Genomic DNA, 21,694 nt, shown 5'->3' on the forward strand with positions numbered 1-21,694 from the left:
AGAAAAGTCAGGGTCGGGGGCGGGGTTCGAGCCGGGTCGACCACGGGTGCCAGTGGTCGACCCGCGCGAGCGCGGCCAGCAGTGTTTCGGCACCGCCGCGGTCCACGGCGAGCCACGAGGCGTCGGGACTGACCCGGTACGGGCTGAAATCCCAGAAGGCCAGGTCCTTGACCTCCCGGACCACCCCGGCCGCAGCCGCCAGTTCGCGTTCCAGCCGGGCGACGCGCAGCCGCAGCAGCTCGTTCTCGTGGCGCAGCGCGGTTTCTCCTCGGGTGTCCATTCAGAACACCAGCGTCAGATTCTCGTGCAGCTGCTCGGAATCCAGCAAATTGACCTGCTTGAGCCGGATCCGCCAGCCGGACTCGCCGGGCTCCAGGACGTGGCCGTACCAGCCCGCGTGGATTTTCGCGATCCCGGCGCGGAACTCGTGCACGGCGAAGTTCGAACGGATCATCCGGACGCCGGAACCGGGATCGGTGGTGGTCTCGACGTTCGTGGTCAGGCGGCGGGTGCGCGAGGCGGGGATCTGGCTGAACGCGAGGCCGGTGCGCAGCCAGTAGACGCGGTCGGTCAGCCGCCTGCGGTCGTCGAAGGCGTGCGACACCTCGGCGAGCGGGTCGCCCGCGCCGGGGGTGACCGGGACCCAGTAGAGGCAGTCGTCGGTGAACAGGTCGAGCCATTCGTTGAACCGGCCTTCGTCCAGCAGCCGGGCTTCGGCGGCGAGGAACGACTGCGCTTCGGCCAGTTCCGTCGCGCCGGCGGTCGGCCAGTCCTCGCGCAGTGCGGCCGAATCGCGGGCCAGGTCCGCGTAGAACTGGTCGTCCACGTGGTACGACCAGGCCGAGGTGTCCGCGTACTCGGCGGGGATCGGGCGCATCATCGGGTTTCCTCCTCCATCAGCGCGAGCCACGCCGGGTAGTAGCTGCGCATGTGCAGTTCGTCGGTCGCGGTGCTGGTCACGACGCCGTCCGGGCCGACCTCCTGCCAGCCGTCGACGCCGAACCCGCGGTTCATGAGCACCCACTCCGCCTCCGCGGCGGCGAGGCCCCGCTGGACCTCCTCGAAATTCGCCTGGTCGTCGGGCTCGCCGAAGGCCGGGAAGTCCTCCTGGGTGCGCATCCGCATCGTGTTGACCACGGGCGGCACCCCGGACACCGCGGTGGCGTGCCAGGTCAGCTGCGTGTGGTCGACGGCCAGCGGTTCGACGACCTGGATCTGATTGCCGATGACGAGCAGGTTGGGGAAGATGCTCAGGTTGATCTGCGAGCCGACGCACAGGTCGAGCAGCCGGTCCGCGTCGGCCCCGTGCTCGGCGCGGATCCGTTCCTCGAACGCCTCGCGGCCGGGCTGGGGCCGCTGGTTGGCCCAGAAGCTGCCCGGGCCGTCGTAGTTGGGCCGCTGGTCGATGACGCTGTGGCCGTTGCCCAGCATGTGCGTGCGCATGGGCCCGTCGTCCGGGGTGCGGCCGAAGTAGGCCATGTCCTTGCTTTCGCCGAGCCGGGACGCCATTTCGAGCAGCGACCGGTGGGAGAACGCGGGGTGGTAGCCGTCGCCCGCGTTGTCGTAGGCGAGTTTCCAGTTGCCCCGGTAGCCCATCCGGTGGGCGGCGGCCCGGACGAGCACCTCGCCCGGCGAGCGGTCGATCCAGTAGTCGAGCCACGTCGTCGCCGGTCCCAGCCAGTCGGCGACCGACGGTGCGGCTTCGTTGAGCGTGCCGAAGACGAAGCCGCGGTACGACTCCACGCGCGGCACGACGTGGAGCCCGAACTCGGTTTTGTCGAAATCCGGGCCGTACCCCTGCGGCCACGGCGTGCCCACGAGCTCGCCGGTGTTGCGGAAAGTCCAGCCGTGGTAAGGGCATTGGAAGCTCTTGGCGACGCCCTGTTCGTCGCGGCAGATCGTCGCCGCGCGGTGGCTGCACCGGTTGAAGACCGCGTGCAGTTTCCCGGCGCGGTCGCGGGTGACCAGGACCGGGCGGAGTCCCATCCGGACCGACAGGAACGAATGCGGTTCGGGCAGCTGGGATTCGTGCGCGAGATACACCCACGAGCGGCCGCCGAAGACCTTCGTCATCTCCTCGGCGAAGACGGCGGGATCGGTGTAGAGCGTGCGGTGGACCCGGTCGGGCCGGACGAGCGGGCCGAAGCGCGTCGCCGTCGATTCCGGGGCCAGGGCTGGTTCTTGCTGGAGAGTCATCCGTCGACCTTCTGCGTTCGGGGGTGCGCGGCACCCGGGGACACGGTGGGGCCCGACGCGCGGTGCCGGGCGAGCAGGCGCGCGCCCACCCGGGCGTATGCGGACGGGTTGAGCGGCCGGAGCCATTCGGCGAACCGCTCCCTGCGGCTGACGCCGATGCCGATGTCGCTGAGCAGCTCGTCGATGTTGTGCACGGAGAACGGGACGATGTTGGTCCCGCGCGCGTGCCTGCCTTCGGTCCGCTGCTCCATCCAGGCGAGCCGTTCGGCGACCTGCGCGCGGCGTTCTTCGACGTCCGGAAGATCGAGGTTCGCGGTGAGGTGCGCGGCGATCCACCAGGCGGCGATCTCCGCGCTGAGCGGGCTGAAGAACGACGAGTTGTAGCCGCAGAACGTCAGCGCGGGCACGTCGTGCGGCAGCACCTGCCGGTACAGCGCGAAGTTGCCCGCCTCGTCGGTGATCCGGCGCTGCAGCTCGTCGTCCAGGAACGGCAGCGACTGCCGCCAGCCGGTACCGCAGACCACGACGTCCGCGGGCAGGATTGTCCCGTCGGACAGCTCTGCGACAGTCTGTCCACTTCGGACCGCCAGGCGTTGGATCGTGCGGTCGCGGTGCACGGCGATCCGGCCGTCGACCACCGACTCGTAGAACGATTCCGTCGCGAGACTCACCGTGCTGCGCGCGATCCGTTCGAGAGGACCCTCGGGGACCAGCCCGGTTTCGCGCAGCCGGAGCTGGCGGGTGATGAGCGCCTGCACGCTCGCCAGCATCGCGTTGCGCAGCGGCCGGCCGGGTCCGTGCAGGAACCGCTCGAATCCGCGCGGACGCAGGTAGCGGAACAGTCCTTCGCCGAGCCGAGTCAGCAGCAGGTACTTGTAGTTGACGACCCCGCCGAGCTTGCGCGGGATCTTCCACAGCAGTTCCCGGGCGACGACCGAGGTGGACGCCGCGACGCCGCTGAACACTGCTGCCGCGTCGCAGGCCGATTTCCCGTACCCGACGACGAGCGCGTGTTTCCCGGCGACCTGGTCGAGATCGGCGACGTCGGAGACGCTGCAGATCCGCCCGCCGGCCGCGGTGAACTGTTCCGCGCCGGGGTAGTCCGGGACGAACGGGGTGCTGAAGATCCCGTTGGCGACCACCAGGTGGTCGACCGTGCAGGGCGGCAGGTCCTTGCCGGAGGCGATGTCCTTCAGCCGGAGCGTCCACTGTGGAACGGATTCGTCGAGTTCGGCGTGCGTGACCCGGGTGCTGAGCCGCAGCAGCGGTTTCAGGTCGCGTTCCTCCACATAGGACTCCAGGTACTGCTGCACCTGTTCGCCGGTCGGCCATTCCGGGTAGTCGCGCGGCATCGGGAAGTCCGAGAGCGCGTAGCTGTCCTTGCCGTTCTGGGTGGTGAGACCGGGGTAGCGGCGGGTGCGGCTCCACACGCCGCCGACGTCCGGGCTGCTGTCGAAGACGGTCACGTCGAAGCCGAACTCGCGCAGCACCTTGGCGGAGCTGAGCCCGGCGAAGCCCGCGCCGATGATGCCGATCCGGTACGGCCTGGTCATGGGGTCACCTTTTCTGGTCGAGGGCCGTCGAGGCGGGTCCAGCGGCCCGGCGGCAGGACGGTCAGCCGCAGCGCGGGGTAGAGGACGGCGGTGGTGGCGATGGCGACGAGGAAGCCGAGTCTCGTGACCCCGCTCAGCACGAGCGTTTCCGCCAGCGCGGAGGCGGCCAGAAGACTGAGCACGCCCGCCCAGTTGACCCGCTCGACGGTGCCGGGGCCGGCCGGGCGGCGGCGCCGGACGACGAAGTAGTCGACGATCATCAGCGTGCACAGCGAGGTGGTCAGGATGCCCAGGGCGTCCAGCCAGGACGCGAGCACGTTCAGGATCCCGCCCGCGATCATCGCCAGGGCGGCGGCGTTCGCGACCACCAGCATGACCAGCCGTCCAGGGCTGCGTCCGGTCAACCCGTCGACGAGATTCGTCAGCGACAGGCTCGCCGAATACGCGTTGACGACCTGGGCTTTCGCCTGTGCCGCATAGACCAGCGCGAAGCCGACCGCCCCGGCGAGCACGACGAAGAACGCGCCGGGATTGGCCGAGACCATGCCCGCGACCTTCTCCTCGGCCGACCCGCCGGGCTGTGTCGCGGCGAGGGCCGGATCGCTGTTCAGCCGGATCCCGACCACTACGCTGCCCGCCTGCACGATCAGCGTGCCGAGGATCGGCACCAGGAGGTTCACCACGACCGAACCGCCGACGGCCATCACGCCGACGTCCTTGCTGGTGCGGGCGTACCGGGCGAAGTCGGCGCCCAGCAGCGCGAGCGCACCCGCGATCCCGGCCAGCAACGCCAGCGCCGCCTGCACGCGGTCGGCCTGCCCGGCGAATCCCGGCACCCCGGGACCGGAGCCGAGGATGGCGCCGACGGAGCGTCCCGACGACGACACCGCGATGCCCGCGACGACCACGAACAACACGGCCGAAACAGCGGTGAGGAGCCCGGAAGTCCGCTGTACCAGGGAAATCCCGAACGTCGGCAGCACGAGCCACAGCACGGTGAGCACCCCGAGGATCAGCACCGCGTGGCCGAGGCTCGGCGCCCAGCCGAAGAGGAACAGCGTGCCGTTGTACAGCATCGCGTTCTCCAGGGCCAGGAAGCTCACGATCATCACCGCGAAGATCAGCGAGGCGAGCACCGAGCCGCGCGAACCGAGCCCGTAATACCGGGCGGTCAGCGTGCTGGAGGTCCCTTGCACGCGGCTGACGTGGCCGACCGCCCAGCCGAGCCCGCCGCCGAACAGGGCGGTGGCGGCTCCGACGGCGAAGCCCCAGCCCACCCCGGCGATGAGGGTCACGGCCGCGCCGACCGACAGCACGACGAGGGTGGACCCGGCCCCGGCGGTGTTCCACAGCAGGCCCCAGCCGCCGCGGCGGGCGGATTCGGGCACGCGTTCCAGCGCGTAGTCCTCGATCACGGCGCCGAGGCCGGTCTTCGGCGGCGCGGCGGCGGGGACGGGAGTTCTTGGCGACGAATCGGGTGTGTCGACAGACATTGGCGACGCTCCAAACGATGGCGGGTCAGAAGAGTTCGAAGTACTCGCGGTGCTCCCATTCGGTGACCTCGGCGGCATACGCGGCCGGGTCGGGCTGCTCGTTGACGTGCGCCTCGTACCGCTCGACCTCGCTGCGCTTCATGCGCACGAGGTAGTCGACGAAGCTGTCGCCGAACTCCGCGCGGAAGAACTCGCTCGAGTCCAGTTCGTCCAGCGCTGCCCGCAGGCTCGTCGGCAGCTGCGGCGCGTCCGAGGCGTAGGGGTCGTCGGACAGCGCTCCGGGGCTGCGTTTGCCGAGGATGCCGTCGAGCCCGGAAGCGGTTTGCGCGGCGAGATACAGGTACGGATTCGCTGACGGCTCGCCGACCCGGTTCTCGACGTGGGTCGCCGGATCTCCGTGTCCGCCGATGACGCGCATCATCGCGGCGCGGTTGTCCAGGCCCCAGGTGCAGCGGTCGGGCGCGAGGGAATGCGGGCGGCGTCGCCGGTAGCCGTTGATCGACGGGGTGGTGAAGACCGACGCCGCGGCGGCGTGCGCGAGCGTGCCGCCGACGTAGTGCGTCCCGGTCTCGGACAGCGCCTCCGCTTCGGTGCCGGGCACCATCGCGTTGGCTCCGCTCACCGCGTCGACCAGCGAGGTGTGCAGATGCCAGCCGCTGGCGTAGAAACCGGGGATCGCCGGGGTGCACATGAACGTCGCGTGGTGGCCGTGCCGGCGCGCGACCTGCTTGACGACACTGCGGAACAACAGCACCGAATCGGCGACGGCCATACCCTGCTGGACGTCGAAGGTCGTCTCGACCTGGCTGGGCGCCCACTCGTCGTCGATCGAGCGCAGCGGCAAGCCCAGCGCGGAGACTGCTTTGCGGATCGGCCGGAGCACGTCGTCGATCTCGTCGAGGTGCCCGTCGAGCAGGTAGTTGTAGCCGCGGGCGACGGGCGCGACCTTGGGCGGGTCGCCGGGCAGCCCGGGCGCGCCGAGCGAGCCGGTTTCGAGCATCGGGTCGAGCACGCGGGTGAGGTACCACTCGAGTTCGATCCCGGCGACCAGGGAGAACCCGGCTTCGGCCAGTTTTTCCAGCTGCCGCCGGAGAATCGCGCGGGGAGCGAAGGGGAACGGCGACCCGTCGCGCAGGTACAGATCGCACACGACCCACGCGGTCTCGGGCACGTGCGGCAGGACGGCGAACGTCTCCGGGTCCGGCACCATGGTCACGTTCGGGCTGCCGGAGAGTTCCGGGACGCCGAAGCCGCCGCCGGGGCTGAACGGGTTGAACACGATGGCGTTGGCGGTGTCGAAGAAGAACGGCGCCATGGTGATCTCCATGCCGTCGCGCAGCGCCGCCGCGTACGCTTTGACGGTCACGGACTTGCCGCGCGGGAGGCCGTGCTGGTCCGGCCACACGAGGCGGACCATTTCGACCCCGGCGGCCTCGATCTCGGCGAGGTTCTTCTCCTCGGCGGCGCGCTGTTCCGGGCTGTGCAGGCCGTGGCGGTCCACGAAAGTGCTCACTGGGTTTCTCCTTGTCGGCCGGTCACTCGGCCAGCTGGGGGATGAGGATTTCGCCGCGTTCGGGGCCGATCGCCGAATAGCCGCCGTCCACCGCGAGGTCGGCGCCGGTGACGAACGAGGCCGCGGGGGAGCAGAGGAAGAGCACCGCGGCGGCGATCTCGGCCGGGTCGCCGGCGCGCCCGAGCGGATGCAGGGGAGCGGCGACCCGGTCGGTCTTCTCCCGGTTTCCGCCGGACAGCCGGTCCATCACCGCGGACCAGGTCCAGCCCGGGCAGACGGAGTTGACGCGGATGCTGTCGGCGGCCAGGTCGAGCGCCATCGACCGGGTCAGCTGCGCGACCGCGGCCTTGCCCGCCGGGTAGAGCCAGCGCCCGGCCTGGGCGACGCGGCCGGAGATCGAGGTGAAGTTGACGACCGCTGGCCGGTCCGAGGCGGTGAGCAGGGGCAGCAGGGTGGTGGTGACCAAAGCCGTGCCGATGACGTTCACATCGAGGCTCTGTCGCCAGTCCGCTCGGGTGGACTTGCTGCCGTCGTCCACATAGGAACAAGCGAGGTTGACCAGTGCGTCGACCTTTCCCGGCCCGGCCGTGAGCGCGTCGCGGACGCGGCCGAGTGCGGCGTCGTCAGTGATGTCGACGTGGTGGAACGTGACGGATTCACCGAGTTCGCTGGCCAGCGCGGTTCCGCCGGGTTCGTCGATGTCGAGCACCACGGCCTGCGCGCCCGCCTCGGCGAACGCGCGGACGATCGCCGCGCCGATGAGCGTCGCCCCGCCGGTGACGACAGCGGTCGTTCCCTCGAAGCCGGTCATCGCAGCACCAGGTCTTCGGCGAGGGACAGCCGGTCGGCCAGCTCGTGCGCGCGTTCGCGGAGATACAGCACGAACGAACCGCGCGGGTCGACCACGAGGTCGTATTCGTCCAGCACCACCAGGGAAGCGGTGCCGAGTTCGACCACGGCCGGTCCGGACAGCCGCGCACCCGGTGCCATCCGGTGGCCGTCCATGATCCGGGCGGGCACCATCGCGCGCCGCGCCGGCGACCAGATCTCCCGCTCGCCCATCTGCGGGTCCTCGGTCAGATCCGCGTCGAGCGCGCCGAGATCCAGCGGCGGACGAGGCGTCGCGCCGATCGCGGTCAACCGGACGTTGAGCACCTCGACCGGCTCGTCCTCGGCCCGGTAGCCGAACAGAATGTCGTGCTGGGCGTGGAAAAGCTCGGCCAGCTTCGTCCGGTCGGGCGCGTCCATGCCGTCGATGCCGACCGGCACGTTGATCTCGAACCACTGACCCGCGTACCGCATGTCCAGCGACGGCTCGAAGGTGACGGCGCTTTCGGGAATTCCTTCCCCGCGAAGGGTTTCGCGTCCCTCGGCGGCCATCGAAGCCCAGATGTCGCGCAACCGGTCCAGGCTGAACTCGGCCAGCGAACCGGAAATGCTGCGTACGTAGTCGTGCTTGAAATCGCAGGCGAGCATCCCGGCCGCGCAGAAGATGGAGGACTGCCGCGGCGTCACGAGGACAGGGATCTCCAGTTCCGACGCGATCGCCGCGGCGTGGACCGGGCCCGCGCCCCCGGCGACCACGATCGGGAAGTCGCGCGGGTCGAGCCCCCGCCGCACCGTGATCGCCTGGACCCCGGCCGCCATGGTCACGTTCACCAGGTCGTAGACGCCGGCCGCGGCGGAGACCACGTCGAGGCCCAGCGGCTTGGCGACGTCCCGTTCCAGCGCGGCCCGGGACGCCGCCGCGTCGAGCGGGATCCCGCCCGCCATGAACGAGGTCGGGTCGATGTAGCCGAGCGCGACGTCGGCGTCGGTGACGGTCGCGCGGGTGCCGCCCCGGCCGTAGCAGGCAGGACCGGGGACGGCTCCGGCGCTTTCCGGCCCGACCCGCAGCATCCCGCCGTCGTCGACCCGCGCGATGCTGCCGCCGCCCGCGCCGATGGTGTGGATGTCGACCATCGGCAGCGCGATCCGCCAGCGGTCGATCGTGCCGTCGGTCATCACCAGCGGGCGGCCGTCGTTGACCACGGCGGCGTCGAAACTGGTGCCGCCCATGTCGACGGTCAGGCAGCGGTCCCAGCCGTGCGGGGCGACCTCGAACAGCCCGGCGGTCGGGCCGGACGCAGGCCCGGACAGCAGGGACAGCGCGGCGCGTCGGGCGAGTTCGGCGGGGGTGGCGACGCCGCCGTTGGACTGCATCAGCAGGAGCAGGCCGCCGAACCCGGCTTCCTCCAGCGTTTCGGTCAGCCCGGCGAGATAGCGGCTGATGATCGGTCCCGCGTAGGAGTTCAGCACCGCCGTCGAGGTCCGGTCGTAGTAGCGGACCTGGGCCAGCAGCGCGCTCGACCGGGTCACGTAGATCCTGGGCAGTTCCTCGGCGAGGATCTCGGCGGCGGCGTCCTCGTGCTCCGGGCTCGCGTGCGAGTGCAGGAAGCTCACCGCGACCGCTTCGACGCCCGCGTCCCGGAACGTCTTCGCCGCGCGCCGCACGGCTTCCGGATCGAGTCCGGTCACCTCGGCGCCCGTGTGGTCGAGCCGGCCGGGCACGGGAAGCCGGAGGTGGCGCGGGACGAGCGGCACCGGAGCTTCGAGCCGGTTGTTGTACGCCTCCTCTCGGGTGCCGTCGCGCATCGGCAGCACGTCGCGGAATCCTTCGGTGGTCAGCAATCCGGTGGCCGCGCCGCGCCGGGTGAGCAGCGCGTTGGTGGTCACGGTCGTGCCGTGGACGATCGTGCCGACGCTGCCGAGCAGTTCCTCGACGGACTGCCCGCGCAGGTCCGCGATCTCCCGCAGCCCCTGCACGACCGCCCGCGAGGGATCGGACGGGACGGAACTGGTCTTGTGGGCGAGATGGCTGCCGTCCGGGTGGACCACGAGGAAGTCGGTGAAGGTGCCGCCGACGTCGATCCCGATCCGCAGCTCGCCGCTTCGTGCCGCGCTCATCAGTGAGTCCTTCCGTTCGAGTTCCGCAGGGCGGCCGTGGCCGCCTCGTCGACGGCCCAGCCGCCGTCCGGTCCGCCGGCGAGCACGACGCCGTAGTCGTCCCGAGCCCGTTCCGCGCTCAGCAAGCCGTCGCGCACCTCGCGGCAGACGGTCTCCGCCGGACGCCGCCGCGGATCGCCGTATCCCGCCCCGCCGCCGCTCTCCGAGCGCACGACCGATCCCGCGGGCAGCGCGACCATTTCCTTGGAGCCCCACAGATGCGTGGTCCCGTCCGGGAACTCCACGACGATCCGGTTGCGCCCGGCGGGATGCCCGCCGAACAGGCCCGGCGCGGCTTCGGCCCCTTCGCATTCGACGTCGTCGCCGATGGTGACCCCGACCTCGGTCTCGCCGTAGCAGCGCCAAGCCGAGCGGGTGCCGAGGCCGCCGCGCCATTCGCCCGCGCCCGCCGAATCCGGCAGATACTCGTGGTATTCCAGGAAATGCGGCGACGTGAGTTCGAACATCTCCGGGTCGGGCGCGCGCATCTGCCCGGCGGTGCCGGTGAAGCCGAACGCGTCCCAGCCGTCGGCTCCGCGCATCGCGCCCGGTCCGCTGCGCTGGAACACCGTCAGCGTCACGAACGGGCCTCCGCTGCGCGGGTCGACGCCGTTGAGCGCGGTGCAGATGAACTGGTTCCAGCCCGCGGTGACCCGGTCCGGCAACGCGTCCGCCAGCGCGGTCATGATCGCTTCGAGGACTTCGTCGCACATCTGGTTGCCGAAGATCGTCGCGGCCGGGAACCGCGGGTTCAGCAGCGAGCCCTCCCGGAAAACGGTGCTGAGCGGGGCGAACAGTCCCTGGTTCGTCGGGATGACGATGCCGCCCGCGGCGATCAGCATCAGGAACACGATCCGCACCGCGCCTTTCGCCGACGCGGGCGGCATGTTCGCGATGCCGGGGGACTGGTCGTCGGTGGCGCTGAAGTCGAAGGTGATCTCGTCGCCCTCGATCCGGACCTCGCACGCGATGCGGTACCGGGCGGAGGCGTCGACGCCGTCGGACACCATCCAGCTCTCGCCGTGGTAAACCCCGTCGGGCCAGCGGGCGATCTCGGCGCGCACCTGGCGTTCGGAGCTTTCGAGGACGTAGTCGAGATGCCGGTCGAAGGTGTCCCGCCCGTAGCGCTCCAGCACGTGCAGCAGCCGGCGGCGGCCGACCTGGCAGGCCCCGATCATGGACTGGATGTCCTGCATGACGAAGTCGATCCGGATGTTCGCGCCGACGAAGTCCCACACGTCCTTGCGGACCTTGCCGCCCGCGTGGATCTTGACCGGGGTGATCCGCAGGGCTTCCTGCCAGATCTCGCGCGCCTGCGGGTTGTAGCCGCCCACGGTCATGCCGCCGATGTCGGCCATGTGGCCCTTCGCCGCGGCCCACGCGACGAGTTCGCCCTCGTGGAAGATCGGCAGGTACACGCCGGTGTCGGCGTTCTGGTTGCCGCCGGTGAAGACGTCGTTGTGCAGGATCACGTCGCCCTCGGCGAGGTCGTCGCCGAAGTAGTCGATGATGTACTCGAGCGGCGGCTGCGCGCCGAACGCGATGATCGCGGCGAACTCGGCCTGCGCGAGCGCCCGGCCCTTCGCGTCGAACAGCACGGTCACCAGGTCGCCGATCTCGTTGAAGATCGGCGAACGCGACGAGCGCATCAGCATTGTCGCCATTTCCTTGGCGATCGCGTCGACCCGGCGCTGCAGGACCGAGGCGAGGATGGGGTCTACTTCGGTGGTCGTCATTTCCGGCCTCCCGCGGCCAATCGGTAGAGCTGGACCGGGAACTCGGACAGCGTCCGGCAGCCCTGCTCGGTGACGATGTGCGTGTCGGCCATGTAGCCCATGGCCGAGGTTTCGGCTTCCCAGAGCATCGGGTGCAGCGCGAGCACCATGCCCGCGCCGAGCACCGGCACCGCGCCCGCGGAACTGTCGTCCTGGACGACGTCGAGGCCGACCCACGGCTCTTCGAGAACGTCGAGCCCGAGCCCGTGCCCGGACCAGTACGACGATTCGACGCCTTGTTCCTCGACCGCCCGGATGACGTTCTTCTGAACGTCCGAAGTGGCCACGCCCGGCCCGATCGAGGCGGCCGCGGCGGCCATGCCGGCGGCGACGGCGTCGGAAACCCGTTGCACCGCACCGGAAGGCGGCGCGAAAGTGACCATTCTGGACAGTTCGACCCAGTACCCGGCTGGCCCGACGACCTCGTAGGAGAAGGTGAACACGTCGTGCGCGCGCAGGATCCGGTCGCGCGGAGCGCCGAAGGTCGGGCACGGCCCGGATGGTTCGTCGTCGGCGTACATGGTGAGGAACAGCGGATCCTCGCCGCCCAGAAGTGCCGCCGTGGCATACATTTCCGCCGCCACCGCGCGCTCGGTGATGCCCGGGCGGGCGATCTCGAGAAGCCGCTCGAAGCAGCGATCGGTGATATAGGCCGATTCCCCGGCTCCGGCGAGTTCTTCCGCGCTCTTGACCGCGCGCACCCGCTCGAACATCGCGGACGCGTCGACCAGCTTGGCACGCGGAAGCTCCGCGGCGAGGCGGAGGTACTCGCGGACCTTCATGATCTCGCCGAGCCCGACGATGCCGATCCGCCCGTTGCGCGGCCGGGATTTCAGGACCTCGACCAGTCCGTCGCCCAGCTCGTGCGGATACCGGTAGTCCGACACCCACGCCGACCGCGGCCGCCTGCCGCCGGACAGGTTCTGCGGCAGCACCATGACCGGTTCCTCGCCCGCGAAGACGACGCAGTACCCGTAGCGGTGGGCCAGGTTGTAGTCGGCCACGTACCGGAGAGTTCCTTTGTGGCCGCGGTAATCGCTGCCCGCGACCACCAGGACGTCGAGACCTTCCTCCGCCATCGCGGCGTGCAGCCGCTCCCAGCGCCGGTCGCGTTCCCGCAGTGAAGCACTCATCCGCCGTTTCCCTCCCGGTGTGAACCCGTTCACGCCTGGGGGAAAAGCTACGAGCGCGGCGACGTCAGGCCGATCCCTCGCGGGAGGCCGGGCCGGTTACCCCTCGTAGGAGGGAGGCGCGCTCAGGACGACGCGGGTGAGCGCTTGCCGCGAGCCGATTCCGAGCTTGCGGTAGACGGCTTTCAGGTGCTGTTTCACCGTGTAGGGGCTCAGCAGGACCCGCGCGGCGATCTGGTCGTCGCTGAGGCCTTCCACAGCCAGGACAGCGATTTCGCGTTCCCGCGGCGTCAGCCGTGCCGCGATCGACGGCGGAAGCCCGGCCGCGTCCCGTTCGAGCCGCAGCACCGCGACCGCGACCTCGTCGTCCGGAACGGGCCGGGAACGCAGCGAAAGCCGCAGTCCTCGCTCGGCAAGCGGCACCGTCCACGCGAACCCGTCGCGGGGATTCCGCGCGGCCATCGTCTCTTCCAGCCACGATTCGGGGTCCTCATCGGACACTTCGCGCAGCAGCTGCCGGGCCGCTTCGTTGAGCCGCCGCTTCCCGGTGCGCAGATCGGTCGTCACGAGCGCGACGGCGGCGAGATCCAGCGCGGCCCACGCGTTGTCGCGTTCGCGCCGCAGATCGTCGCGCGCTTCGAGCGAGGCGACCGCCGAGCCGACGACCCGCCCCAGCGCCGAGGCGACCGCGACCTCGGCTTCGCCGGCGAGGAGCCCCGGATCCCGGTCGGCGAAGTTCAGCGTCCCCAGCACCTGGCCGCCCGCGACGATCGGGGCCTCGAGCACCATCCGCATCCCGTGCAGCGCGAGGACGTCCTGGTAGAACGGCAGATCCTGCCAGTCTTCGGGCGGCATCAGGTGCGCGCTGTGCGCCGCGCTGCGGGTGTCCACGGCCCGGCGCAGGACCGGATCCTGCTCGCGTCCGGCGTCCTCGTACCGGGCCAGGAAAAGGTCGCTGACGCCTTCGGTCGCGGACCGGTGCCGCGCCGGCGAGAAGAGATAAATGCCGAATGACCGCGTCGGCAGCGCGGACCGGGCCACGCGGAGATAGACCTCGAGCAGCTCTTCCGTGCTCGTGGCCGCCGACAGCTCGTCGGTGGCGGACACGACCAGCCGGGCTGTTCGTTCGTCGGGACCGCGCTGGGACATCGTTTCGTTCTCTCGGCCGGATTTTCCGGATTCTAGCCCCTGCGGCCGGAGATCACGTGCCGTGCAGCACGAGCCGCGCGAGCGCAGTGCGGGAATCCACGCCTAGCTTGCGGTAAATGCTCTTCAAATGCTGCTTCACCGTGTAGCGGCTGAGAAAGATCTTCGCCGCGATCTGATCGTCGTGCAGCCCCGACACCGCCAGCCGAGCCACCTCCCGTTCGCGAGGCGACAGCAATGCCGACAGCGAAGGACTCAGCGCGATCTCGCCGCCCGGGCCGTCCTGGATGTCCAGTGTGGTCACCGACAGCGCGGGCTGGCTGGGCACCCGCACCGTGCGCAGCGTCGCTCTAACCCCGCCGGCCTCGGCGACCTGAGTGCTGGCGTCGGGGTTCGCCGCCATCACGTTCTCCAGCCATTCCGTCGGCCCGTCCGGCGCGACCCGGCGCAGCGCGGCCCGCGCCGCCGCGTTGAAGCGCCGCTGTCCGCCCCGATGGTCGGTCAGGACCAGTGCGTTGTCGCACACGTCGACCGCCATTTCGAGGTGATCGCGTTCCCGGAGAAGGGTTTCCTGCCGGAGCAGCCCGCTCAGCACCAGCCCCACGACCCGCCCCAGCGCCGTCGCGACGGCCAGGTCCTCGTCGGAGGAGAGCGCCCCGGCGTCGCGATCGGCGAAGTTGAGCGTGCCGACGATCTCGGCCCCCGCGACGATCGGCGTCTCCAGCACCATCCGCCAGCCGTGCAGCGACATGACTTCGCGGTACACCGGATGCTCGGTCCAGCGGTCCTGGCTCATCAGACGCGAACTGTGCGCCGCCTGGTTCGCGGTGAGACAGTGCCGCAGGACGGGGTCGCGCTCGCGGCCGAGCTCCTCGTACCGGGACAGGAAGACGTCGCTGGCCCCTTCGGTGGCCCGGCTGACCGGCGCGCGGTTCCGCGGGTCGCGCACGTAGATGGCGAACGAACGCGACGACAGCAACTGCGGCACCGCGCGCATGTAGCAGTCCTGCAACTCGGCGACGCTGGCCGCGGCGGTCAGCGAGTCGACGACCGCGACGAGCGCCGGGGACGCCACACCGGGGCGAGCTGGTCCGGTCATCCAAGACCCTCCTCCGGATCGTTCTTCCCGCCCGCGCGGTGGGGTTGCGGCCTGCGAACGGGGCCACAGTGAACCATCCCGGGCATCCCTCGTAGGAGGGAATCGCCTGGTCGAGCCGGGTGGAATGGGTGCTTGGCCGGGCCGCCGGTCTCGTGGCACGGCAGGCTGGGGGCGGGTCGGCCCGTCGTCGGGGCGGATGGCTGGGCTTGGCGGCGCCGGATGTGCGGGCGGCGGGTCGCGGGCGAGTCGGCCCGTCGTCGGGAGTGCGTGGCTGGGCTCGGCGGGGGTCGGATGTGCGGGCGGGGTCGGCCCGGCATCGGGAGCGGGTGGCTGGGCTTGGCGGCGCCGGATGTGCGGGCGGCGGGTCGCGGGCGAGTCGGCCCGTCGTCGGGAGCGGGTGGCTGGGCTCGGCGGGGGTCGGATGTGCGGTCGGGGCCGGCCTGCCATCGGGAGCGGGTGGCTGCGCTCGGCGGGGGTCGGATGTGCGAGCGGCGGGTCGGCCGATGTCCGGAGCGGGCGGGCCTGGGCGATGGTGGTCCCTCGAGATCCCGCCCAGCCGCGATTGCCCGCAGCCCATGCTCCGCTCACCCGCGCAACGGCGACCGCCCGCGGCCCTCGAGAAACGGCGTGTAAGAAGCGGAATGATCATGCCCGCACGCGCACCGGTCGAGATCGCCCCCGAGGAGCTGCCTAGGCGTGACCCCGGTCAGCCGGAGACATTCCCGGCTGAGATGCGCCTGGTCGGCGTACCCGGCGTCGACGGCCAGCCCCGCCGTCCCGTCCGCACCCCGCCGCCCGGTCGCGACCGCCCCGGACTGAGCCAGCGCCAGAAACCCTTGGAACCGCAATGTCCGCTGAAGCACCTTCGGACTCGTCCCGACCGTATGCAGACACCTCCGCCGCAACTGGCTCGCCGACAACGCCAAGTGCGCCGCAACCGCGTCCACGCCGACCGGCTCCCACGGCATCAGCACCCGCACCGCTTCCCTGATCAGCGGATCCAGGCCGCCGACCCGCCGGTACTCCCGCAGCAGATGCGCCTGCAACGCGGCAAGCCCCGCCTCGGGCGTCGGAGCGACCGCCACGGCCTCCACCAGCCGATCCACGACCCGCCCCCACACGTCGGCCAGCCCGACGCACTGGTCAGCGAGTTCGTCGAGCCCCGCAGGCAGGGGAGGAGCCGCCCCCGGCCGGAACCGCACCCCGACGACCGTCGTCTGCGCCGGAATAACCTCGACCTGCGGCCCGGTCAACGGCCCGAGCAACTGCGGACGACCACCGACCGGGAAGTGGATCTCGACCCCGCCCGCAGGCAGATGCCGCTGCGCATACGGGACGTCGCCAGTGCGCTGGATCCACACCGTGCGCACCACCGCACTCAGACCCGGCACCGGCGGACGCTCCACATACGCAGTCACCCTCGTACCGAAGCGCCCCACCAGCCGCGCGTCAAGCACGGACACACTGTGCCCCTATTTCTGGCGCAGTTTTTCCGGATAGCCACCTAGCGTGGCAAGCATTCCCCGGCTGGCGGTTCGCTCCTCCTCGGCACGGCAACACCGGCTCGGCATTCGCATCGCGGGGAGTCCGCCCACAGCGCATCCCATCATCGCCGACGCGCAGACTGCCGACCGGAAGACCGAAGATCGCCAACTGCCGCCCGGCGGACTGTCGGCCAAAGACTGCCGACTGGCAGACCGCCGACCGACGACAGCCGACCGGCGGACTGTCGACCGAAGACAGGCGACCGGAGCCAGGCGACCAGTGGACTGTCGACCGAAGACACGCGACCGGAGACAGCCGACCAGTGGACTGGCGACCGAAGACAGGCGACCGACGACAGCCGACCGGCGGACTGTCGACCGGCAGACCGCAGACGGTAGATCCCAGACCGCAGATCCCAGACCGAAGACCGCCCACCGTCGACCGGCAGACCCCCGACGAAATACTGCATACAAAATCCTGCCGAACGAAGACCGTCCGCAGGATCCGGCTCAGATGTACCCGCACACGTCCATCGCCGCGACCACCTTCCGGAACCCCGCGATATTCGCCCCGCTCACGTAATCCCCGGCCACCCCGTGCTCGTCGGCCGTCTCGAGGCACGTCCGGTGAATGTCGGTCATGATGTCCCGCAACGTCCGGTCGGTGCGCTCGAACGTCCACCGCTCCCGCGCCGCGTTCTGCTGCATTTCCAGCGCGGACACCGCGACCCCGCCGGCATTCGCGGCCTTCCCCGGCCCGACCGCCACCCCGGCCTCGCGGAAGATCTGCAGCGAACCGGGCGTGCACGGCATGTTCGCACCCTCCGCGACCGCCCGGACGTTGTTCTTCACCAGCCGCAACGCGGACTGCTCGTCCAGCTCGTTCTGCGTCGCGCACGGCAACGCCAGGTCACACGGCACATCCCAGGGCGTGCCGTCGGTGACGTACTTCGCCGACGGCACATGGTCGACGTACTCGGAAAGCCGCCCGCGCCGCGCGACCTTCAGTTCGTGCAGCAGCTCCAGGTCGATCCCGCGCGGATCGTGGACGTACCCGCCCGAATCCGAGCACACGACCGGCTTCGCGCCGAGCTCCTGAAGCTTCGCGATCGCGTGGTAGGCGACGTTCCCCGACCCGGACACCACCGCGGTGCGGCCGGAGAACGAGTCGTCGCGCGCGCCGAGCATCGCCTCGAGGAAGTACACCGTCCCGTATCCGGTGGCCTCCGGCCGCGCCGGAATGCCGCCCAGCAACGGGTTCTTGCCGGTGATCGTGCCCGCGTCGTAGCGGTTGGTGAGCCGCTTGTACTGGCCGAACAGGTACCCGATCTCGCGCCCGCCGACGCCGATGTCGCCCGCCGGGACGTCGGTCTCCGGGCCGATGTGCCGGACCAACTCGGTCATGAACGCCTGGCAGAACCGCATGATCTCGCCGTCGCTGCGGCCGGCCGGGTCGAAATCGGACCCGCCCTTGCCCGCGCCGATGCCGAGGCCGGTGAGCGCGTTCTTGAAGACCTGCTCGAAGGCGAGGAACTTGACCGTGCCGAGCGTGACGTCGCCGCGGAAGCGCAGCCCGCCCTTGTACGGCCCGAGCGCCGAGCTGAACCCGACCCGGAAGCCGCGGTTGACGTGCACCGCGCCCGCGTCGTCGGTCCAGACCACCCGGAACATCACCTGCCGCTCCGGCTCGCACAGCCGCTCCAGCATCGCCGCGTCGCGCAGGTCCGGATCCCGCTGCAGCGCGGGCCGGATCGCTTCCAGCACTTCGAAGACGGCCTGGTGGAACTCCGGCTCGGCCGGGTTCTTCCGGACGATCTCCTCGTACACTGCGCGCGATGTCTGGTCGAGAGCCATCCGCCGATGATGCCGTCCGAATGCCGGATTTCGCACCCCAGACGGGGTTTGCGAGGTTAGGGGTGACCAGACTCACGCATCGAGCACTACATCCGCAGTGGGTATCGCCTGACAGGAAAGGCACTGGTCAGCGGGCAGATCGTCGGCGATCGCGACCAGGTGCGCGACCGTTCCGCCCAGCACCGTCACGGCGCAGCTCTCGCACTGCCCGAGCCGGCATCCGCTGGGCAGCGCGACCCCGGAAGCCTCGGCGAACCGCAGCAGGTCCCCGTCGCCCGCCCGCCAGGTGGCCTCGCGGCCGGACCGCGCGAACCGCACGGTGGCTTTCGCGTCGTCCGGGATGTGGACCGGCGCGGGCGCGGCGTGGAACTTCTCGGTGAAGATGTCGAAGCGCGGCACGCCCCGCTCCACCAGTCCGGAGGTCAGCTCGTCCAGCATGCTTTCCGGACCGCACAGGTAGAACCGGGCCCGCCGCCGGATCAGCTCGGCGTCGACGCGGTCGGCGGTGATCCGGCCGGTGAAATCGCAGGACTCCTCCGGACCAGGACGGCTGTAGTGGTCCACGATCTGGACGGAGGGCAGCCGAGCCGCCAACCCGGCGATGCGCGCGCGGAACGCGTGCCGGGAGCGGTCGCGGCTCCCGTGGTGCAGCACGATCTCCGGCGCGGACGCGGGTTCGAGGGACTCCAAGTAGCTCAGGAACGGCGTGATCCCGATGCCGGCCGCTAGCAGCACGATCGGCCGCGAATGGACAGTCGGCAGCGCGAACCCGCCGGAAGGAGCCGTGACCAGCAACCGGGTGCCGGGCTCTAGCCGGTCGTGCACGGCGGGCGAGAACTGCCCGCCCGGCACCCGCCGCACCGCGATCGCGTACCCGCCGTCGGCGGCTTTCGCCGACCCGGTCAGCGAGTAACTGCGGGTCAGCCTCGGCGCGTCCGGCCACGCGACGGTGATGTGCTGCCCGGCGCGGAATTTCGGCACCGCCCCGCCGTCCACCGGCTTGAGCCGCACCGACCGGATGTCCTCGGTCTCCAGTTCCGCCCGCTCGACCGCGAACTCCCGCTGCCCGGTCCACGGCTCGGGCTCGTCCGGCTGGACGTCGCAGAACGTCGAGCGCAACGGCACCGACCCGCTCACCGGATCATGGGCGTCGTCGTCGACGAGCAGGTTGTAGTTGGTCCCGCCGTCCTCGAGCGGGTCCGAACCGGGCAGCGCGAGGTCGGGAGCTGGCTGCCACCAGCCGTACTCCGCCACGACCACGTCGCGGTGCAGTGCGGGATCGATTCGCGCGCGCATCCGGACGTCTGCCGAGGCCGTCGTGATGCGGACCCACTGCCCGTCCTCAATCCCGCGCTCCGCGGCGATTTCCGCGCTCAGGTCGACGGCCGGCTCGGGAGAACGCTTGCGCAGCGACGAAATCCCGCGATGCTGGCTGTGACAGAAGTATCCGTTCTTCGCGCAGGTCAGCACCAGCGGATGCCGAGCGTCCGGGACCGGCGGCTCGGCAGTCGGAACCGCCGGGTAGCCGTGCTCGGCGAGCCGTTCGGAATAGAGCTCGACCCGGCGAGTCGGCGTCGCAAACCCAGTCACCGCCCCATTTTCTGCAAGATCGGCGTATTTGCGATATTCAGTTTGCAACGGCAGATCGACGCCGCCGGGCTGTTCGCGCAACTGGGCGGCAGTGAGGCCGAGCGGGGCCAGCTGGTGATCCCAGCCGTCCTCGATGCGGCCGTCGAAGAAGTCCGCGCCCATCCCGAGCCGTCCGGCCAGCTCGAACACGACCTCAGTGTCCGAACGCGACGCGCCGACCGGATCGGTCATCCTCGGCCGCAGCTGCACGTGTTCCTGCGCCGCCTGGCTGATCTCGAAACCGGCCTTGACCGCCTCGTGCTCCCACGGCGTCTGAACCGGCAGCAACAGGTCGGCGAAGCGCGCGGTCGGGTTCTCGAACAAATCAAGATGCACCGCGAACTCCAAGCGCCGCAACGCATCCGCAGTACGGTTCGGATCCGGTTGCGACAGCAGAAGATTCCCGCCGAAGGACACCAGTGCCCTTACCGGATAAGGCTTTTCTTCGAGGACCGCGCGGCAGAAGTTCCGTGCAGTCACCCAGCCCTGGTCCGGCGGACCGAGCGGGAACTCTTGCCGGCCAAGGGCTTTCGCCCGCTGCTCAGGCGCGAGCTGGTCCGCCGACGTGACCGGCGCGACCGCGAGCTTCGGGAGCACGACGTTGCCGCCGGGGGAGTCGTAGCTGCCGGTGAGCGCGTAGAGCGTGGCGATCGCGCGCTCGGTCTGCGTCGCGTTCGCGTGCTGCCCGACGCCCGACCAAGCCGCATACGTCACGGACTTCGCCTCGGCAAGGTCGGCCGCGAAGTCTTCGATCGCCGGGGCTTCGACGGTCGTCACGGCTTCGGTCCGATCGAGCGGCCACGCGGCACAGGCCTGCGCGTAATGCTCGAACGCGGGCACGCAGTCGACCGGGCCAGCCAGCGTGTGCACCCGGCGTTTTCCATGCAGGGCAAACCTTTCCGGCCCTTGTGCTGGATAATTCGTGTCGTACGGCTCTGCTTGTCCGGCGACCTCGTCCCACACCGCGAACCCAGCCGCGCCGGGATCGATTTCCGCCGCTTGGAGAAATCGGCCTGTGTCAGTGCGAACGAGCAACGGAGCGTTCGTCCACGACCGCACGAAAGCCTCGTCGTGCCCGCGACGTTCGAGCAACTCCCGCGCGACGCCGAGCGCGAGCGCGCCGTCCGTGCCCGGCCGCACCCGGAGCCAGTGCTCAGCACGCACCGCGCTGGCCGTCCGTCGCGGATCGACGACGGCCAGCTTCGGCGTGCGAGCCTCAGCCAGCGCGGCGGACTGAGCGAGCCACGCCTTGGCCGGATTGTGCCCCCACAGCACCGCGAATTCCGTACCCGCGTAATCCGGGGCGGGCAATGCCGAACCGAACGTGAACGCGTGCGCGTAGTCCTTGTGCCAGTTGCAGATTTCGGTTGCGTACAGCGTATTGGGGCTGCCGAAAAGCCGGATGAACCGCTCGACCCAGTCGATCGAGTCGGACATCGGCGTGCCGCTGGGGGAGGTGACCGAGAACGCGACAGCCTCGGCCCCGCTGGTCGCGCGGATGCCGCCGAGCCGTTCGGCGATCTCGGACAGCGCTTCGTCCCAGCTGATCTCGCGCCAGCGCGGATCCGGAGCGGACTTCGGCGTCGTGCGGCGCAACGGCCGGCGCAGCCTCTCGGGGGAGTGCACGAGCTCCGGCGCGGCGCGGCCCTTCGGGCACAACGCGGCACCGGTCGGATGTGCCGGATCCGGCCGGACGCCGCGCAGCGCGCCGTTCTCGACCGTGTAGACCGCGCCGCAGCGCGACCGGCACAACGTGCAGTAACCCCGGATCTCAGGCATTAGTTACTCCTTAGTAACCGGCTACCGGTTACTCCTGTACCCTGCTGGACCTAGGCGG

15 protein-coding genes are annotated in these 21,694 nt (G+C 70.4%); all 15 read right to left on the reverse strand.

All coding sequences use genetic code 11. The annotated features are described in order from the left end of the window. Nucleotides 1-7: 7 nt before the first annotated feature. Nucleotides 8-280, reverse strand: a complete 273-nt coding sequence (locus DMP23_RS15730) for a hypothetical protein (protein WP_051728488.1) — start codon at nucleotides 278-280, stop codon at nucleotides 8-10. Next, the gene (locus DMP23_RS15735) at nucleotides 281-880 is read right to left on the reverse strand and encodes an aromatic-ring-hydroxylating dioxygenase subunit beta (RefSeq protein WP_238605969.1); all 600 of its coding nucleotides are present in this window, start codon (nucleotides 878-880) and stop codon (nucleotides 281-283) included. Next, nucleotides 877-2,196, reverse strand: coding sequence for an aromatic ring-hydroxylating oxygenase subunit alpha (locus tag DMP23_RS15740; RefSeq protein WP_337821480.1), 1,320 nt, complete (start codon nucleotides 2,194-2,196; stop codon nucleotides 877-879). Before DMP23_RS15740 ends, DMP23_RS15735 begins: the two co-directional genes overlap by 4 nt. Next, on the reverse strand, nucleotides 2,193-3,749 hold the full coding sequence (locus DMP23_RS15745) for a flavin-containing monooxygenase (protein ID WP_337821481.1): 1,557 nt from the start codon (nucleotides 3,747-3,749) through the stop codon (nucleotides 2,193-2,195). Before DMP23_RS15745 ends, DMP23_RS15740 begins: the two co-directional genes overlap by 4 nt. Beyond that, the gene (locus DMP23_RS15750) at nucleotides 3,746-5,242 is read right to left on the reverse strand and encodes a cytosine permease (protein WP_337821482.1); all 1,497 of its coding nucleotides are present in this window, start codon (nucleotides 5,240-5,242) and stop codon (nucleotides 3,746-3,748) included. The genes DMP23_RS15745 and DMP23_RS15750 overlap by 4 nt, the downstream gene beginning before the upstream one ends. 25 nt (nucleotides 5,243-5,267) lie before the next feature. Next, the gene (locus DMP23_RS15755) at nucleotides 5,268-6,755 is read right to left on the reverse strand and encodes a glutamine synthetase family protein (protein WP_337821483.1); all 1,488 of its coding nucleotides are present in this window, start codon (nucleotides 6,753-6,755) and stop codon (nucleotides 5,268-5,270) included. 22 nt (nucleotides 6,756-6,777) lie between these two features. After that, on the reverse strand, nucleotides 6,778-7,566 hold the full coding sequence (locus DMP23_RS15760) for an SDR family oxidoreductase (protein ID WP_337821484.1): 789 nt from the start codon (nucleotides 7,564-7,566) through the stop codon (nucleotides 6,778-6,780). After that, nucleotides 7,563-9,701 carry a hydantoinase/oxoprolinase family protein gene (locus tag DMP23_RS15765; RefSeq protein ID WP_337821485.1) on the reverse strand — a complete coding sequence of 713 codons (2,139 nt, stop codon included), beginning with the start codon at nucleotides 9,699-9,701 and terminating at the stop codon, nucleotides 7,563-7,565. The genes DMP23_RS15760 and DMP23_RS15765 overlap by 4 nt, the downstream gene beginning before the upstream one ends. After that, nucleotides 9,701-11,476 (reverse strand): hydantoinase B/oxoprolinase family protein, encoded by a 1,776-nt coding sequence (locus DMP23_RS15770; protein ID WP_337821486.1) that lies wholly within the window; start codon nucleotides 11,474-11,476, stop codon nucleotides 9,701-9,703. The genes DMP23_RS15765 and DMP23_RS15770 overlap by 1 nt, the downstream gene beginning before the upstream one ends. Then, complete coding sequence (locus DMP23_RS15775) at nucleotides 11,473-12,648, reverse strand: M24 family metallopeptidase (protein WP_337821487.1); 1,176 nt, start codon at nucleotides 12,646-12,648, stop codon at nucleotides 11,473-11,475. The genes DMP23_RS15770 and DMP23_RS15775 overlap by 4 nt, the downstream gene beginning before the upstream one ends. A gap of 96 nt (nucleotides 12,649-12,744) precedes the next feature. Then, nucleotides 12,745-13,794 carry a LuxR C-terminal-related transcriptional regulator gene (locus tag DMP23_RS15780; RefSeq protein ID WP_337821488.1) on the reverse strand — a complete coding sequence of 350 codons (1,050 nt, stop codon included), beginning with the start codon at nucleotides 13,792-13,794 and terminating at the stop codon, nucleotides 12,745-12,747. 52 nt (nucleotides 13,795-13,846) lie between these two features. Next, complete coding sequence (locus DMP23_RS15785; RefSeq protein WP_337821489.1) at nucleotides 13,847-14,890, reverse strand: LuxR C-terminal-related transcriptional regulator; 1,044 nt, start codon at nucleotides 14,888-14,890, stop codon at nucleotides 13,847-13,849. 584 nt (nucleotides 14,891-15,474) lie between these two features. Further along, nucleotides 15,475-16,308 (reverse strand): helix-turn-helix domain-containing protein, encoded by an 834-nt coding sequence (locus DMP23_RS15790; RefSeq protein WP_337821490.1) that lies wholly within the window; start codon nucleotides 16,306-16,308, stop codon nucleotides 15,475-15,477. Nucleotides 16,309-16,884: 576 nt separating this feature from the next. Next, the gene (gene gdhA / locus DMP23_RS15795; RefSeq protein WP_337821491.1) at nucleotides 16,885-18,228 is read right to left on the reverse strand and encodes an NADP-specific glutamate dehydrogenase; all 1,344 of its coding nucleotides are present in this window, start codon (nucleotides 18,226-18,228) and stop codon (nucleotides 16,885-16,887) included. A gap of 72 nt (nucleotides 18,229-18,300) precedes the next feature. Beyond that, the gene (locus tag DMP23_RS15800; RefSeq protein ID WP_337821492.1) at nucleotides 18,301-21,636 is read right to left on the reverse strand and encodes a molybdopterin-dependent oxidoreductase; all 3,336 of its coding nucleotides are present in this window, start codon (nucleotides 21,634-21,636) and stop codon (nucleotides 18,301-18,303) included. Nucleotides 21,637-21,694 lie beyond the last annotated feature (58 nt).

This window comes from Amycolatopsis sp. A1MSW2902, assembly GCF_017312175.1.
In the GTDB taxonomy this organism is placed as follows: domain Bacteria; phylum Actinomycetota; class Actinomycetes; order Mycobacteriales; family Pseudonocardiaceae; genus Amycolatopsis; species Amycolatopsis nivea.

Excerpts from the sequence above, each read along its gene's own strand:
- DMP23_RS15730 (WP_051728488.1), bottom strand. The coding sequence starts at position 280 with ATGGACACCCGAGGAGAAACCGCGCTGCGCCACGAGAACGAGCTGCTG.
- DMP23_RS15735 (WP_238605969.1), bottom strand. The coding sequence starts at position 880 with ATGATGCGCCCGATCCCCGCCGAGTACGCGGACACCTCGGCCTGGTCG.
- DMP23_RS15740 (WP_337821480.1), bottom strand. The coding sequence starts at position 2,196 with ATGACTCTCCAGCAAGAACCAGCCCTGGCCCCGGAATCGACGGCGACG.
- DMP23_RS15745 (WP_337821481.1), bottom strand. The coding sequence starts at position 3,749 with ATGACCAGGCCGTACCGGATCGGCATCATCGGCGCGGGCTTCGCCGGG.
- DMP23_RS15750 (WP_337821482.1), bottom strand. The coding sequence starts at position 5,242 with ATGTCTGTCGACACACCCGATTCGTCGCCAAGAACTCCCGTCCCCGCC.
- DMP23_RS15760 (WP_337821484.1), bottom strand. The coding sequence starts at position 7,566 with ATGACCGGCTTCGAGGGAACGACCGCTGTCGTCACCGGCGGGGCGACG.
- DMP23_RS15765 (WP_337821485.1), bottom strand. The coding sequence starts at position 9,701 with ATGAGCGCGGCACGAAGCGGCGAGCTGCGGATCGGGATCGACGTCGGC.
- DMP23_RS15770 (WP_337821486.1), bottom strand. The coding sequence starts at position 11,476 with ATGACGACCACCGAAGTAGACCCCATCCTCGCCTCGGTCCTGCAGCGC.
- DMP23_RS15775 (WP_337821487.1), bottom strand. The coding sequence starts at position 12,648 with ATGAGTGCTTCACTGCGGGAACGCGACCGGCGCTGGGAGCGGCTGCAC.
- DMP23_RS15780 (WP_337821488.1), bottom strand. The coding sequence starts at position 13,794 with ATGTCCCAGCGCGGTCCCGACGAACGAACAGCCCGGCTGGTCGTGTCC.
- DMP23_RS15785 (WP_337821489.1), bottom strand. The coding sequence starts at position 14,890 with ATGACCGGACCAGCTCGCCCCGGTGTGGCGTCCCCGGCGCTCGTCGCG.
- gdhA (WP_337821491.1), bottom strand. The coding sequence starts at position 18,228 with ATGGCTCTCGACCAGACATCGCGCGCAGTGTACGAGGAGATCGTCCGG.
- DMP23_RS15800 (WP_337821492.1), bottom strand. The coding sequence starts at position 21,636 with ATGCCTGAGATCCGGGGTTACTGCACGTTGTGCCGGTCGCGCTGCGGC.